We start from the raw sequence: 15901 nt of genomic DNA on the forward strand, positions 1-15901 counted from the left end.
TCAGTGAGAGGTGTGGCAGTGGGGTCCTTCGGCGCCGTCCCGGGTTACCGCGTGGTGGCGCGGCCCGTGGAGGCGGGGCCCTACCTCATCGCGCCGGCGCGTCGGGAATCCGACGATGCCGAGGTGACCTTGCGGGTGGTCCGCGAACCGCTCGACCGGATCGCCCTGCGCCGGTTCCGCACGGAGGCGTCGGTGCTGGCGTCGGTGCTGGAGGAACTCCGCAGCCCCCTGGTCGTGCCGCTGGTCGACCACGGCCAGGACCACGGGGACAGGGCGTTCCTCGTCACCGACCCGATCGGCACCAGCCTCGCCGACCGGATCGCCGAGCGCGGGCCGCTGCCCGCCGACGAGGTCCGGCAGGTCGTGCTCGGCGTCGCGCCCGCGCTGGTCCTGCTGCACCGCCGCGACGTGCTGCACGGAGGGCTCAGCCCGGCGGCGTTGGTGCGGCAGCCGAGCGGCCGGGTGCTGCTGGACACCCCCATACCCCCGGTGCTGACCGAGATGGTCCACCTGGGCGCCGAAGGCAGCGGTCACGAGCCGCCGGAAGTCCTCAACGGCGGCGACTGGACCCCGCATGCCGAGCTCTACGCCTTCGCCTCCGCGGTGTGGACGCTCCTGTCCGGCCGACCGCCGGTGACCGGTACCCGTTACGAGCGCCTGCTGCGCCTGCTCAACGACAACGCACCCGCACCGAGCGCACCGGGTCTGCCCGAGTCGGTGGCGGCGCTGCTGCGTGAGGCGCTCGCCCGCGAGCCGGGCGACCGACCCTCTTCACTGGCCGCGTTCGCCGACCGGCTCCAGCGCGAGTTGGCGCACGCCGGTGATCCCGATCGGACCGCACACGCCATGCGGCCGGGCGTAGCCGCCCGCGCCGAGCAGGCGATGGGCAGCGACTACACCCTGCTGGAGGTGCTCGGCTCAGGCAGCGCCGGACAGGTGTGGCGAGCCCGCCGCGCCAGCGATGGCCGGGAGGTCGCCGTGAAGGTGCTCAACCCGGAAGCATCGACCGACGCCACCAGCCGCACCCGGCTGCTGCGGGAACACGCCACGCTGGAGGGGCTCGACCACCCGCACCTCGTGAAGGTCCTCGACGTCGTGATCGATCGAGGCCGTGCGGCGATCGTCATGGAGTTCGTGCCCGGGTCCGACCTGCGCGCGCTGCTCACCGAGGGGCGGGTGGGCCGCGCGGACGGCGCTCGGCTGCTCGCCGAGGTCGCCTCCGGGCTGGCGCACCTGCACGCCAACCGGATCGTCCACCGCGACGTGAAACCCGCCAACATCCTCGTGCGCGCGGTCGGCGATCGGCGCACCGCCCTGCTCACCGACTTCGGACTGGTCAAGGCGCTGGGCGACGCCGACCTCACCAGGACCGGGCAGGTGCTCGGAACGCCGTCCTACCTCGCGCCCGAACTCGTCCCCGGCGCCGAAGTCCCCGCCGAACCGACGCCCCAAGCCGACGTGTACGCGCTGGGCGTGACGATCTACGAGGTGGTGACCGGGCACCGGTTGTTCACCGGCACGACCGACGAGGTCCTCCGCAAGCACCTGCACGAAGCCCCGCCCCGGCCACCGGGGTTGTCCGACGGGGCGTGGCGGTTCCTGTCCTCCTGCCTGGCCAAGGAACCGCGCACCCGGCCGACGGCGGTGGAGGTGTCGGAGTTCCTCCACGACCTGGTGCGCGAGGTGGCACTGACCCCTGCTGATCCGGTGCCGGGCCACTTCGGACCCGAACCGTCCGCGCACGACGCCACGGAGCGCCCCGCACCGGCCGTGCGGTGGGGGAGGGGCGTCGGGGCGGACGCCGACGACAGTTCCGCCGCCACGCTGACCAGCGCACGGCCGGCGCCACCGGTCACGGCCGAACCCGAGCCGTCCTCCCGCCGTCGGCGGTCGGTCGTGGTGTCGTCAGCCCGGCGACGGCCTCTCGCCTTGGCCGCTGCGGCGGTCCTGCTCGGGGGAGCCGTCGGTGGCGCGCTGGCCTGGTCCATCTCCGGCAGGGGCCGTGACGGCACCGGGGGCACGACGGCCGCCGCGGTGACGACCAGTTCGCTGCCCCAGCCCTACCGGCTCCCGGTCACGGTGTCGGTCGACCCGGACGGCGCGGCGGTCGTGTCCTGGCCCGAGGACGCCGCGAAACTGCCGAACTTCGCCGGCGTCGCCGTCATGCAGGGCAGCCAACTGCGTGCCGAGCTGCGCTCGCCCGAAGCGAGCAGCTACCGCGACCCCGACCCGCTCCCGACGGGCTGCTACTTCGTCGTCGCCCTCGGGGTGACCGACCCGCCGCCCGACCCCGCACCCCCATCCGCCTGCCCGAGATGAACCACACGAGGGACACGTGACGACTCACCCGACGATCAGCCCGGAAGACTCCGCCATCCGGTTCAAATCAGTGCACGACACCGTGCTCGCCGAGGTCGAGCGCGTGCTGAAGGGCAAGACCGGGGCCGTTCGCCTGGCACTGGCCTGCGTCTTCGGCGGAGGGCACCTGTTGATCGAAGACGTGCCGGGCACCGGCAAGACGTCCCTGGCCAAGGCCATCGCCACCGCGGTCTCGGGGAGTTGGCAGCGCATCCAGTTCACCCCCGACCTGCTGCCAGGCGACATCACCGGGGTGTCGGTGTGGGACGAGGGGCAACGGGCGTTCCGCTATCGGCCCGGCCCGGTGTTCGCCAACGTCGTGCTGGCCGACGAGATCAACCGCGCCGGTCCCAAGACGCAGTCGGCGCTGTTGGAGGTGATGGAGGAGGGCAGCGTGACCGTGGACGGCGTCGGCCATCCCGTGCCCACGCCGTTCCTGGTGGTGGCGACGCAGAACCCGATCGACCTGGAAGGCACCTACCAGCTGCCCGAGGCGCAGTTGGACCGCTTCCTCATGCGGATCTCCCTCGGGCACCCAGACGTGGACGTGGAAACCGCCCTGCTGGCCAACCGGGCCGTCGCACCCGCGCCCGTCGCCCGACCGGTGACCACGCTCGACGAGATCACCCGCATGCGCGAGGCGGTGACCGCGGTGCACGTGGCCCCGGAGATCGCCCGCTACATCGCCCTGCTGGCCCAGGCCACCCGCGCGCACCAAGCGCTCCGACTGGGGTTGAGCTCCCGCGGCAGCATCGCCCTCCTGCGCGCCGCGCAGGCCCACGCGATCGGGATGGGACGCCCGTTCGTCGTCCCGGACGACGTGCGCGCGGTCGCGGTTCCCGTGGTGGCGCACCGGTTGATGCCGACGGCCCAGGCCCAGGTGCGTGGCGCCTCGCCCGCCACCGTGCTGCGCGAGGTCCTCGCATCGGTCCCCGCTCCCGCGCCGATGGTGTCGGCGTGAGTCGCCGGGGGCCGCTCAGCGCGTCGGGGTGGGCCGTGCTGGGCACGTCGGTGGTCCTGGCAGGAGTCGGCGTGCTGCTCGGGTACTCGATGCTGGTGGCCCTGTCGGTCGGTGGTGTGGTCGTGTTGGCGCTCTCCGGTGTCACGGTGGTGCTGCGGCCCGGTGTCGACCTCGTCCGGCGAGTCGTGGCCGAGCGCGTGACGGTGGGCGAACCGGCGCTGGGCGAACTCGTGGTCCGCAACACCGGTCGGTTCGCCGTGCCCGAACTCCTGGTCGTCGACCGGGTCGGCGACCAGCCGGTCGAAGTGCCTGTCGGCCGTGTGCGGGCGGGAGGACGACGGCAGGTCCCGTACCGGCTTCCCACGCACCGCCGAGGACGGCTGGTGATCGGTCCGTTCCTGGTCGGGCGACGGGACCCGCTGGGCCTGTTCCACCGCGCGCAACCGCACGGCGGCACGGACGTGCTGTGGGTGCACCCGCGCGTGTTCCCGGCGAACCAGGTGCCGGTCGGAACCGTCCCAGACTACGAAGGGCGAGCGGAGGCCGTGAAGGCGGGCACCACGGCGTTCGCCGCGCTGCGCGACTACGTGCCCGGCGACGACCCGCGGCGCATCCACTGGAGGTCCACCGCCCGGGTCGGCCGGCTGGTGGTGCGCGACTCGGTGGACACCATGGAACCGACCGCGACGGTGGTCCTCGACACGCGCTCGTCGGTCTTCGACCCGGACTCGTTCGAGCACGCGGTCGAGGTCGCCGCCTCGGTGGCACAGGCGACCCTCGACGCGGGCCGCTCCGCCGGCGTCGACGTCCGGGTCGTGGGCGAGCCGGTCGACCCGGCCGACAGCGGCGTGACGGAGATGCTCGACCGCCTCGCCGCGGCTGCGCTGATCCCGGACAGCGATCCCCTGCGGCTGGTCGAGGAGGTGGACCAGGCCAGGCCGGGCGCCGCGCTGGTGGTCGTCACGGGTGCCGACGACGAGCTGGTGACCGCGGCCCTCGCCGAACGGCGTCGCAGGTTCGCACCGATCGTGGTGCTGCGCGTGGTGCCGGCGGCGCACGGCCCGGTCGCTACCCACCGGCGGCGAGGTCTGGCCGTGGTCGGGGGGCACACCGCGCGCGACGTCGTCTCCGCGTGGAACCTCCTCGTCGTGGGCGGGGTGGGCCGATGACCTCCGCGATCGCCCGGGTCGTGACCGCCGCCGCGCTGAGTGCTCTGGCGGCGTGGTCGTTCCGGCCGGCGTTCGACGCCGAGGCCGGGCTCGTCGTGACGTTCGCCGTAGTGGCGCCGGCGCTCGTCGTGGCGGGCTGGGAAGTCCTGCGCGCACGGGTGGCGCGCGGTCGCGGCGGGGCGGTCGGCTCGCTGCTCGCGCTGTGCTCGGCCCTCGCCGCGGTGGCGGTGGTGACCAGGCCGGGCGGCGACGTGCTCTCGGGCCCGGTCCGGTTGCTCACCGGCCTGCTGCCGACCCGGGCGGACGGACCGGAGGTGGCCACGGTGGGCGCGTTGTCCGCGCTGACCGCGATGACCACCGTGCACCTCGCGTCGCGGCCGGGTGGCACGTTGCTCCCGACCCTGCCCGCCCTGGTGTGCCTCGGGCTGGGGCAGTCGCTCGGCGCCGCTGCCGGGGACCTTCCGGTCTGGTACGGGCCGGCCTTCGTCGTCCTGGCCGTGCCGGTGTTCTTCCCCGGCACGGCTGTCGCGCCTCTGCGTCTTGCCAAGGGCGCCGCCATCGTCGTGGTCGGGGCGATGTCATGCCTTTTCTTCGTCCAATTCGGACCGGAATCGGGCCGGTCGCCCGTGAGCGCCCAGGAATTGGTGGACGCGCCCGTGCGCCCCAAGCAGCGGACCAATCCGATGGCGCAGTTCCTCGCCTTGCGCGAAGGGCGACTGGTCCTCGAAGTCGAGGGCACCGGGTCGACCAGGGTCGAGCACCTTGGCATGGTCACGCTCACCGATTTCGACGGGCGTGGCTGGTCGCCTTCGGGCGACTACCGCCGAGCCGCGCACCAGTTCCCCGTCGCGGGCGAAGGGGATGCGCCGAGGCGGGAGTCGACGCTGGAGTTGGCCGTCCGCACACCCGACAGCCTCGGTTGGTTGCCGCGGCCCGGTCGGCCGGTCCGCATCGACGTGGCGGGCTTGGGCTTCGACGAGGTGACCGGCGACATCGTGGTGCCGGCAGGCGGCCGAGCGCCCGACGCGTACCGCATCACGGCGAGTGAACCCTTGGTGTCTGCCGACCTGTTGCGCACCGATCGACCCGCGCGCGCGGCCGCCCGTGACCGCCTTGGGCTCCCACCCGACGTGCTCGCGTTCCTCGACAGGGCCACCGCCGGTCGGGTCGCCGAACTGGACAAGTTCCTCGGCTTGTTCTACGCGTTGCGCGGTGAGCCTTTCAGGCACGACACCTCAGCCACGGCGCCTGGGGGCCACGGGCTCTACCAGGTGTCGGCGCTGCTGCGCGGTTTCCGGGGGACGAGCGAGCAGTACGCGTCCGCCTTCGCGGTGTTGTGTCGGGAGCTGGGTTGGGACGCCCGTGTGGTGCTCGGATTCACCCCACGCTGGGACGGCGACAGGCTGTCGATCAGCGGTCGGGACGTGCGGGCGTGGACCGAGGTGAGGTTCGAGCGGCTGGGCTGGCTGCCGGTCGACCCGACGCCGACCACCGGTGTGTCCGACGGCGGGCAGTCCCCTCAGGACACCTCCACGCCGGAGTCGGGTCCGGTCGACCTGCCGCCGGCGAACGAACCGGAAGTGCCAGTCGAACCCGACTCCTCCAGCGAGTCATCGGTCGCCGGCGGCACCTCCTCGGCGGGCCAGGACGCCGGGTCGCCCTGGACGATCGTGTCCATCGCGGCGGGCGTGGTGATCCTCCTGTTCGTCCTCGTCGTCCCGCCGGTGAACAGCTTGGTACGACGGCGCTCGTTGCGGCGTGGCAGTCCGCGCAAGCGGGTGATCTCCGCCTGGCGTGACGCGGTCCGCGTGTTGCGGGCGGCGGGGGTGGACATTGACGACCGGCACACGACGGGACAGGTGGTCGAGGCGGCGCATCAACACGAACAGGTCCTGCGTCCGCTCGCCGATCTGGTGGACCGGGCGGCCTACGGCACCGGGCACGTGACCGACGAGATGGCCGAGGACGCCGTTCGCCTCCTGGACAGCGTGCGCGCCTTGGCGGGACTCGGCGTCGGGCGTCGCGCGCTCCAGAACCTGGACCCGCGCCCACTGGTGCCCCGACGAGCACCTGCCGCCTACCTGACGGTCCGACCGTGAAGCTTCCCGTGCCCTCGGTCGTGGGTCGAACGACCGGCAGCCGACTGCCCTTGGCCGGACCGGAATCGGTGGCGGTCAACTCGCCGCGAAGGGGCCACCGACTCGGGGTCGATCGTCGTTCACCCGACCGGCGAGGTCGAGCCGGGCACCGTGGCGGTGCCCGGCCGGTCGCCCCACTACGCCTCATGCCCAACCGAGAAGATCGAGGGCCGGTGTTCGCCGCTGTGCCGACACGGTGGAAGTCGGCGGCCACGCCGACATGCAGTGCAGACCGCAGGCCCTGGTCGAGCGCGTCAAAGGTCTGCACCTTCTTGTGATTCCGTCGCGACGGCCGGTGACACCGGATCAGCCGACCTGCCCGCTAGTCCCTCTGTGTCGCGCGAATGCGTTGGCACTCGGCGCTGTTTGCCGCTCGGGCTGCAAGTCGCACAGCGTGCTGCGCGCCTCATTCCGGAGCACTTCGCTCCACCTGGCCAACCGTTGAGCCGCCCGCACCCGGATGTGCCGCGGCACTCCGTCGTCGACAGCGACCTCCCTCACCGCGATGACTGCCGACTCCCGGTACCCGCGGTGCGTTTTCACAAGCATCTCCGCGCACCGCACGCGCACCCCAGCAGGTAGATGTCGATCCCGGACCATCTCCCGCAGCCGATGCGCAGCCGTCAGCGGCGCGACGACGGCCAGCGCCTGCAACACCCGCAGCCGGTGCCGCGGGTTCTCGACACCGCACAGACCTTCGAGCAGGCGCACCACGTCACGGCGCCTGCTGATCGCAGTCTTGGCCACGATCGAGGCCGCATGTGCTCTGGACATCGTCGGCAGGCCTTCGTCCTCCATCATCGCGTACGCCGCATCGGCGGCCTGGCGCCTCCCTCCGACCCCGAACCGGGCGAGATCCCTTGCCGCCGCGCACCGCATCGCAGGTCGTTGTCGGAGATCGGTCGCGATCGAGCGAAGAGCCGCGGCGCCTCGGGCGCGGTCATCGACCTCGTAGTCGATCATCGTCGTGGAAGCGAGCCATCGTGCCGCAGGGGAGGAGTGCTCGTCGTCGCGCACCGCCCTGATCCGATCAAGTGCGGCGATGTCGCGGAGCAAGTGCAGCGCCTTGAGCTGTTGCCGGGTGGACGCGTGATCGTCGGCCAGCACACCGCGCAGGAAGGCGACCGCCGCCGTTGGCAGCGGCGTCATGCGGTCGGCCAAGAACTCGACGACCCGGAACCGTACGTGCGGCGTTACGCCGTCGTCCGCCAGCAGGCCCTGGGCATCGGCTATGACATCCCGTCGGTAGGAGGTTCCCTGGCGAACGAGCTGCCGCCACGCGCGAATCCGGAGGGTGGGATCGGAGGACCACTCAACCAGGAGGTGACGCGAATCCGCCGAGGCACCGGCCGCGATGATGCGGTCGGACCACGTCGACTCGACCGCCGTGAGCACTTCGCCGGCGATCTCGTCCGCAGGCCGTTTCATCCCCCTGTTTTCGCGCACCCGCATCGAGACCGGTGTTGCGGGGTCCGCGAGAATGTCTCGCAGGATGATGTCCGCTTCTTGGTTCGTGATGTAAGCGAGGACGTTCCTGCGAGTCTGGGCCGAGACGCTCGGGTGATGCGCGACCGCGAGGTTCAGCCTGTCGTACTCCACTTTTCGAAAGGCCTTGAGCCGATCGAGTCGGTCGATCAAGGTAGCCTGCTCGTCAAGGGTGATCAGCGGACGCAGGAGCAGGCGTTCAAGTTCGTCCGTGCAGTGCTTCCAGTGTGATCGGTCCATCTGGATCAAGCGGTTGGCCGCTTGGCAGCGGTCGTCCACGGACGCGTCCTCGTCGTCGAACACCATCTTGAGAAACGTGACCGCTTCGATCGCGGGAGTCTGGAACCGCGCAAGCGTCGAATGGGCCTCGAGGCGCGCGGATACGGAGAGATGGGGGTCGGCTGCCTGCGATCGGAGTTCGTGAACAGATTCATCGATGTGGCGCCCGTGCAGCTCGGCGATCAACTGAGCGGCCGCCTGCTTGCCGTGGTGGTCGACATCCCGCCCGGTCACCCGGCGAATCGCGTGGTCGGTCACATCGGCGCCGAGCTTGGACAGGTGGTCTAGGAAGTAGTGCCACGACCAGCCCGTCTGGCTGGCAGCGATCTCGACCGCCTCGGCCAAGTACGCGGGATCAAGGGTCGCGCGCAACACCGCGGCCTCTGCCCGGGTCGTGACGTCAACCACGGTGTCCAGCATGATCCCGTGCAGCAGTGGTGCCAACGTCTGGTCCGCTTGCCCGAGCGATAGCAGCAGTTTGCCTCCGCTGACAACCGCCCCTGCATCGGTGCTCGCGCCGATGGAAGCTCGGATGTGAGCAGCCAACCGGACCCGCACGACGCGGGCTGTCGACTCGAAGGGGGACAACAGTTCCGCTTTGTGGAGGAGCTGCGGATCGGCGTCCATCAGGCTGACCACGGTCGTCAACAGCGGAGCGTGGAACCTGCGGTGGAGGCGGACCAGGTTGTTGGCCGCCTTCCGGCGGGTCCACGGTGAGGCCGACGTGTCGGCCAACACCCGAAGTGATATGTCGGCGGCCTCGTCGGCGTCCTTGGTGTCGACCTCAGGGCTGGTCAAGTACGAGACCCTCTGCCGATCTTGTGCGTTCAGGTCTGCCTGCACCAGATCGAGAAGGGCTTTGTTCGCGATGTCCGCGTATCGCATGTCCAGAGAGGCCAACAGCCGCCAAGCACTGGACGCGTCGTGCTCGCTGAGGTCATCGCCAAGGACGTCAACGAGGTTGTCCACAACGGCTTCGTGGAACTCCGGCCCGAGTTGGGCGAGGCGGTGGGCCGCATTGACCCGTGTCCCGGGGTCGGCGCCCCGTTCTTCGAGGTCGGCGAGCAGGTGGCGAACGGCGGTCGCTCGATGGAGTCCGCCGAACTCCGCCAGCCGGTCGAGTGCCCCCGCGCGGTCGGACCCGTCCGCCAGTGGGTCGTCGATGACCCGCAGGAGCAGCCGGACAGCCTCGTCGTGGTACTCCGGCCCCAGGTCGGCCAGGGTACGGGCGGTCCAGTAAAGGCTGTTCGCATCCGCGTCGGGCTCATCGACCGTCCCCCTGAGCCAGTTCGCGGCTTGGTCGCGCCCGCAGGCGCCGAGGTCCACCAGCACTTCGACGATGGACCTGCGCTCCGTATGGTGCATGTCCGGTTCCGCCATCATCGCCCGCAACTGCTCCGCGGCGGCGAGCCGGTGCCGCGGACCGAGTTCTGCCAGCACCTCAGCCGCCTGGATGCGCTTGTGGCGCCAGATGCTCCGCTGCGTGACCAGATCGGTCAGGACGGTGGCGCCCCGTTCCAGATACTGGGTGCCGAGCGAGGCCAGGGCGAGTGCGGCGTTCCTGCGGCCGTCCATGGAATCGACGCGGTCGTGCAGGACGGACAGGAAGACTTCCGCGCACCTGTCGTGGAACGCGAAGTCCACCTCCAGAAGTCCTGTCGCGATCGTCACGAGGTCGGCGTTGGGCATGAACGGGTCGTCCAGGAGGGCTGAAAGGGCCGCGACCGCGGTGGTATGGCACTCAGGACCGAGGCTCGCCAGCACGATGGCCGCTGTGCGGCAGTCGTGCACGTCGGCGTTCGGGTCGTTCAGCACCGCCAGCAGGCCCTGCTCGGCGGCTTTGCGTTCGGCGGTCCCGCAGCCGGACAGTGCCTCGGCGGCGTTGAGGCGCTCGTTCACGGTGACGGTGGTGTCGTCCGTGACCGCGCACAGGAGTGCGATGGCCTCCGGCGCATGCGTCGTGCGCAGTCGGGTGCCCAGGGCGATCGCGGCCTCCACGCGGGATGGCCACGGGGCCCTGTCGTTGCGCATGAGGTCCACCAACCACGGCACGAGGCCCGGGTGGTGGGCCGCCCGGCTCACGTGACCGAGGATGTCCACGACCCGGTACTCCGTGGTCATCGCCCACTTCCGGGTCGTGGCCAGGAAACCCTCCAGGACGTCCGCGCTCACCGGCGCGTGCTTCGCCAACAGGCTCGCGGCCAGGACGTGGTGAGTCGCACCGCCGGCGTGGAGGGAGCGCACGACGTCGTCGGCCTGGTCGGGGTGCAGTCGGGTGTAGTGGAGCAGGACGGCCTTCGCGTGGCGGCCCCGGTCGCCTTGCAGGGCGGTGTGCGCCAGGGCGCTGAAGGCTGGGGCCTCCGCTGTGAAGGCGGTGGGCAGGTCACGTGCCTGCGATGTCGCGGCGAGGTGCTCGGCGAAGCTGTGGTGCAGGAAGGCCAGGTCGTCGGCTCGGAACACCAGGGGGCCGGCGGCGGTGAGGAAGGTGGTCAGCGCGTCGGTCCAGCCGATGGGGGTGGGGAGGCGCTCGGCGACCCACGCGCGGGCGGCGGCCAGCAGCGAGCTGTCGGATTCCAGGCGGACCCGGCCCAGGTGCTCCAGGAGGGGGACCCGTACGGCGTCGAACAGGCTGGGGGCGGTGGGATGGGCGGTGGTGAGGTAGGCCAGGTAGGACTCGTACAACTCGTACTGGTTGTCCGGAAGCGGGCGGTTGCCGTACTCCTCCCAGATGATCGCCGCGATGGTGGCCAGGAGCGGGACCGTGACCAGTTCGCCGAGGTGGGCCTCATGCAGTTGGCGCAGGAAGCGGTCGCCCTCGTCGGGGGTGTCGAACCAGTTGTGCGCGAAGTCGCGGAGGGCCTGCTGATCGAAGGGCTGGAGCTCGTAGCGGACCGCCGACGCGCGTTGCAGGGGCACCAGGACGCTGCCGTCGATCGGGCGGGTGGTCACCACCACGCGGTAGGGTGAACCAGGTGCGGCGCAGCGCTCCAGCACATGGACCAGGCGGCTCTGGTCGGCGGGGTCCGCGACCTCGTCCAGACCGTCCACCAGCAGCAGCCACCGGCAGCCCGCCACGCGTCGGCCGACCTGTTCGGGGCTGACCTCGGACCACAACAGCGAGCCGTACTCCGCGCGCATGCCGTCCACGAGGGCCTGCGGAAACGGGATGTCCAAGCGGGTGGCCAGGGTGCCGGCGGTCAGACGCAGCGGGATCACGGGCTCGCTCAGCGGCGGGGGCGCGTCATCGCCGGACCAGCGTGCGGCGATCTCGCCGGCCAGGCGGAGGGACAGGGTCGACTTGCCTTGTCCCGGCCCTCCGGTGACCAGGATGTGGTCGTCGCCGTCCAACGCCTGGTGCACGGTGCGCGCCGGCGGGCGGACGGTGAGGCGGGGCTTGGGTGCCGCGCGTTCGTGGAGAAATCCGCGCTCGTCGAGTTCCGGTTCGGTGCGCACCTGTTCGTCACGGGTTTCCTCGCTCGCCGTGCTCAGTTCCTGTCGCACGTAGACCGTGTCCAGCGACGGCGTTCGGGCCCCCGGCAGCTTGTACGGCATGTCGCGGGCGGCGACCTCCTGGGCCTTGAGCAGTGAGCGCACCTCGGCGGGCAGCACCGGCAGCGACGACCAGTCGTCGGGCGGGCTCTCCGCTGTGGTCCGCGCGGTTCGCAATCGCTCGCGACGGCCGTCCCACGCCGCCTTCCACAGCGCGACCGCGCGTTCCCGGTCCATAGCCAAGGCGGTGACCATCGCGTCCAGTACCTGCCTGTTGGGCAGGTAGCGGGCACCGCACACCTCCGACACCTTGGAGCGGGACAGACCGACCTGCTGCGCGACCCAGTCCTGCGTGACGTGTGCGGCGGTACGGTGGCGTTCCACCTCGGCGGCGAAGGCACGCTCCTGCGCGGACGGCTCCACTCGTCACCCTCCACATCTTCCGGCCGTGTCCCCAGCGGTGTCCCGAAAACGTCCCACTGCTGTCGGGACAGCCACCGGTCGTTCCACGCTAGCGGCAACCGGGGATCACCGGACAACGTGAAAGGGGGGACGACATGACGAACGCGGTGCCGCTCGTCGTGGTCATGTGCGTGGTCGCCGCTCTCCTCCTTGCGGGACAGGCGCTGCTGCTCTGCGCCACGCGTCGAGCGCTGCGTCCTCCGACATCGCCGGTCACGGTGAACATCGTCGTGGGTGGGGAGGAGATCGTGCAGGCAGGGGTAGTCGCGGGAGGCCTGGCCGTGTGCAGACACGGTAGTGACGAACGGCAGCAGGCTGGTCAACATCTCGGACCAACGTGAAGAGGGCTCATGCCCGGCATTGGTCGGTGCCGGTTCAAGTGCTCGCGGAACTTGTGCGGCATCTTCCGCAGAACTGCGGAGTGTCACACTGTCCGAGGTGGTCTGCAGCTTCTGTCAGTGTGATTGCGATGAGTTCCGCATGATCTTGCGTCGCGCCGCATCCACCGACACACCGGAACCACAGCGGTGATACCGCGAGCACAGTCGGAGTAGTTGCATGATCGAGCCGATCGACCACCGATCCGGTGACGCGAAACTCGTCCTGGACACCTTGGCGGAGGCCGGTGATGCGGGCAGCCACGCGAAAGCGGTGGAGATGCGGGTGTTGGAGCCTCACCGCGAACGTCCCGCCGGCAGCAGATCGACGAAGCGCGGCAACGCACGCTCCGGCAACACGCCAGTCAGCGCGAGCAGATCGTGGACCGATGGCCGGGGCGCACCACCGCACCGGTACCGCCCGCGACCGTGCGATCCGAGATCGCGGTACTGGCGATGCTGCGGTACGCACCCGCGTGTGCACCGATCACGCCGACCGCAGACTGGATCGACCCGCTGCACCCGGACGTCGACGACGAGCAGGAGATCATCAACGGAGCCCAGCTTGAAGGCTTGCTCGGCATTCACCCGAGCACCGATTTCAGCGCCGTCGGTTGGGAAGTCGACGAGGCGGGCGACGCGGTCCTCACCCACAAGTACTGGCCTCGCCGGACCGTGTTCTACAGTCCGTTCGGGGAGGATCTGGCTGTGGCCGCGGCGACACCGGGCGACTGCCTGAGCCGCGGACTTGAACCGAGTGCGGTCAACAGGTTCGAAGCTGCGGCTGCGCGGGCTGCCACCACGGACTGGACGATCAAGCCCTTCACCAGTATCAGCGATATGGAACTGTCGGCCATGACCCGCACCGTCCTGTTCCGGGTCGTCGGTGCCGATCCCTATCTGCACAGCCTGCCCGAACTCGCGGAGGCCATGCCGGATCCTGCACCTGAACCCGTGCCTGAGTCGTCCCAGTCTGGTGACGCCATGTACTCGAATCGTCTGTCGCTCTCCCGGCGATTCTTGGCCTGGTAGCCCGGATCGTCACTTCAGGACAGGCCATCCCGAGATCGGAGTTCGACGTAGGCAAGCTCCCGAAGCCAACTCTCCAGTTGCCACCAGCGCGCATAGACTGCAAGCGATCGAGGCGGCATCACCCCTTGCCGGAGAACGGCCCCGGTCCCGCACTTCGTGGCCCACGGCAGGGTGGACCCGCGCATCCCGGTCGACGCGGTCCTCGCGCATTCCGCCAGCCTTCCCTCCGGGTCGCAGACCGTCGTGCTCGAAGGCGGAGGCCACGGCGTCGTCACCGACGAGGCCGCACGAACGGTGTTCCCCCCGCTTGTTCAGGTGGCTGGAGCAGGTCGGCTGACCAGCCCGCCGGCGCGGCAACCGCCACCTCTTGTGCAGCAGCAGCCCGTTCGCCGCGGGGGTGGCTGAGTCGGGATGGCGCCGGGTCGGTTCGGATGCCCGACAGCGGTCACTCCTCGTGCTGGTCCGCATTCGCCTTCGCGCCCGACGCGTCGGCGTTCGCCGCGGGCGGGACGTCGTGCCGGGAGCGGAGTGCGTGACCCGCGGCGGCCGCCATACCCACCACCGCGATCGCGAACAGCACGCGGTAGTGGATGAACTCGACCAGGACGGCGCCGATCGGGATGGCCAACGTCGAGGGGATGAACGAGGCGGTGAAGGCGGCGCTGCTGGTGCGGCCCTGCGCCTCGTGGGGTGTGGTGCGCTGGATCAGGGTGGTGGTGCCGATGAGCAGCCACGGCAGGCCGAAGCCGCGCAGGCCGGCGCCGAGCAGGATCGACCACAGCGCCGGTGGCAGCGCGGTGAGCAGGCAGCCGGCCGCGGCGACGAGCATGCCGGTGCCGACCAGCCCGACCTCGCCCCGGCGGCGCATCAGCCACGGCGCGACCAGTCCGCCGAGTACGGACCCCAGGCCCTGCGCGGTGACCACGACACCGACGAACTCCGGCGGGCGCGCCAGACCGTACTCGACCACGGCGTAGCTGTAGGAGGTCAGCAGGCCGCCGAAACCGAACACGATCGCCGAGGCGACGACCAGCCGGCGCAGCGGCACGAACGTGACGATCCGGTCGATGCCGGCCCGCAGTTCACGACCCCAGCTCTTGCGGGCGTTGGCCGTGAGGGGTGGCTCGCGGAAGGTCATCAGCAAGAGGGCCGATCCGGCCGCGAGGAAGGTGACGGCGTCGATGACGGCGACGGTGGGGCCGCCCCAGACGGCGAAGATCGCCGCGCCGGCGGCGGGGCCCAGCAGCTTGAACCCCTCCGACAGCGTCAGCCGGGCGCTGTTGTAGCCGCCGAGGTGTTCCTCGGGGACCAGCGTGGACATCAGGGCCGGTTCGGCCGCCCCGATGAGCGCGTAGGCGATCCCGTAGACCGTCATGACCGCGAAGATGATCCACACCAGTCCCGGGCGGTCCACCGCGAGCAGCGGCAGCAGCGCCACCGCGGCGCCGAGGTTGGTGATGACGAGCAACCGGCGCCGGGGCATCCGGTCGGCCAACAGCGCGAACACCGGTCCGATCAGCGACGGCGCCCAGATGCAGAAGTTCACCATTCCGGCGGCACCGTCGCTGCCGGTCAGGTCCTTGACCCAGATACCGGCCACCACGAGGAATATCGAGTCGCCGAACAACGACAGGGTCAGCCCGATCATGTACATCCGGATGTCCCGGACCCGTAATGCGGCCCACGCTCCGGTGACCGGCATGTCAAACCCCCTTTGCGCACACCGGTAGGTCGTCAACGACCGTACCTCGGGCACGTCGCGCATAGGACGGCCGACGTGGCCATCCTCGCCACCAACCGCTTCGCCGACCAGACGTAGACCAACCGGGTGCGTGCAGGACTCATGCGGTGGATGGACAGTGGCTGCCTCGGGTGCCTCAGTACCGAACCAACACCGCGTGCCCTCGCCGACCACCAAGGCGTTCCACCCGCGATACGGGTTCTTCAACGCCGCCAACAGCCGTGACGTCTCTTCCCGCCGCTCCCAAGGCACCGACCGCGACTGGCCGACGTCGAAGGCCTCCTCCGTGATGACCCCGCCCAACGGCTCCACGAACTTCCGAGTGTTCCCGAACTGCCAGCCCCGCGACGTCTCTGGGTCCTGGTTGTCCTCGGTGGAGCACCGCCCGTAGACCGCAACCGGCCCGATGC

General features: G+C 70.6%; 9 protein-coding genes. 7 read left to right on the plus strand and 2 right to left on the minus strand.

Annotated features, from left to right (window positions below):
• Positions 1 to 18 precede the first annotated feature (18 nt).
• The 4 genes from DFJ66_RS38645 to DFJ66_RS38660 are packed head-to-tail and all read left to right on the plus strand — an operon-like array spanning position 19 to position 6587.
• Positions 19 to 2319, plus strand: coding sequence for a protein kinase domain-containing protein (locus tag DFJ66_RS38645; RefSeq protein WP_170199966.1), 2301 nt, complete (start codon positions 19 to 21; stop codon positions 2317 to 2319).
• A gap of 16 nt (positions 2320 to 2335) precedes the next feature.
• Complete coding sequence (locus tag DFJ66_RS38650) at positions 2336 to 3319, plus strand: AAA family ATPase (protein ID WP_246030096.1); 984 nt, start codon at positions 2336 to 2338, stop codon at positions 3317 to 3319.
• Positions 3316 to 4488: a DUF58 domain-containing protein gene (locus DFJ66_RS38655; protein WP_147459498.1), complete on the plus strand. Its 1173-nt coding sequence runs from the start codon at positions 3316 to 3318 to the stop codon at positions 4486 to 4488. The genes DFJ66_RS38650 and DFJ66_RS38655 overlap by 4 nt, the downstream gene beginning before the upstream one ends.
• Positions 4485 to 6587: a transglutaminase-like domain-containing protein gene (locus DFJ66_RS38660; protein ID WP_121229187.1), complete on the plus strand. Its 2103-nt coding sequence runs from the start codon at positions 4485 to 4487 to the stop codon at positions 6585 to 6587. The genes DFJ66_RS38655 and DFJ66_RS38660 overlap by 4 nt, the downstream gene beginning before the upstream one ends.
• Before the next feature lie 345 nt (positions 6588 to 6932).
• On the opposite strand, the gene DFJ66_RS38665 is transcribed toward DFJ66_RS38660, so the two are convergent.
• Complete coding sequence (locus tag DFJ66_RS38665; protein WP_121229190.1) at positions 6933 to 12302, minus strand: XRE family transcriptional regulator; 5370 nt, start codon at positions 12300 to 12302, stop codon at positions 6933 to 6935.
• Positions 12303 to 12436: 134 nt separating this feature from the next.
• Between DFJ66_RS38665 and DFJ66_RS42365 the strand changes: the two genes are divergently transcribed.
• Both DFJ66_RS42365 and DFJ66_RS38670 read left to right on the plus strand, forming a co-directional pair.
• Positions 12437 to 12682, plus strand: a complete 246-nt coding sequence (locus DFJ66_RS42365; RefSeq protein WP_147459499.1) for a hypothetical protein — start codon at positions 12437 to 12439, stop codon at positions 12680 to 12682.
• A 465-nt stretch (positions 12683 to 13147) separates the two neighbouring features.
• The gene (locus DFJ66_RS38670; protein WP_147459500.1) at positions 13148 to 13750 is read left to right on the plus strand and encodes a hypothetical protein; all 603 of its coding nucleotides are present in this window, start codon (positions 13148 to 13150) and stop codon (positions 13748 to 13750) included.
• Between the two features lie 445 nt (positions 13751 to 14195).
• Here the strand turns inward: DFJ66_RS38670 and DFJ66_RS38675 are convergent, their stop codons facing one another.
• Complete coding sequence (locus tag DFJ66_RS38675) at positions 14196 to 15452, minus strand: MFS transporter (protein WP_211351458.1); 1257 nt, start codon at positions 15450 to 15452, stop codon at positions 14196 to 14198.
• Between the two features lie 196 nt (positions 15453 to 15648).
• Here DFJ66_RS38675 and DFJ66_RS43740 point away from each other — a divergent pair, with 196 nt between their 5' ends.
• Positions 15649 to 15882 (plus strand): hypothetical protein, encoded by a 234-nt coding sequence (locus tag DFJ66_RS43740; protein WP_211351459.1) that lies wholly within the window; start codon positions 15649 to 15651, stop codon positions 15880 to 15882.
• Positions 15883 to 15901: the final 19 nt, after the last annotated feature.

Origin of the sequence: Saccharothrix variisporea, from assembly GCF_003634995.1 — a bacterium.
Lineage (GTDB): Bacteria > Actinomycetota > Actinomycetes > Mycobacteriales > Pseudonocardiaceae > Actinosynnema > Actinosynnema variisporeum.

What these genes read in the sequence shown, in the direction of transcription:
- DFJ66_RS38660 (WP_121229187.1), top strand. Translation starts at nt 4,485, where the DNA reads ATGACCTCCGCGATCGCCCGGGTCGTGACCGCCGCCGCGCTGAGTGCT.
- DFJ66_RS42365 (WP_147459499.1), top strand. Translation starts at nt 12,437, where the DNA reads ATGACGAACGCGGTGCCGCTCGTCGTGGTCATGTGCGTGGTCGCCGCT.
- DFJ66_RS38675 (WP_211351458.1), bottom strand. Translation starts at nt 15,452, where the DNA reads ATGCCGGTCACCGGAGCGTGGGCCGCATTACGGGTCCGGGACATCCGG.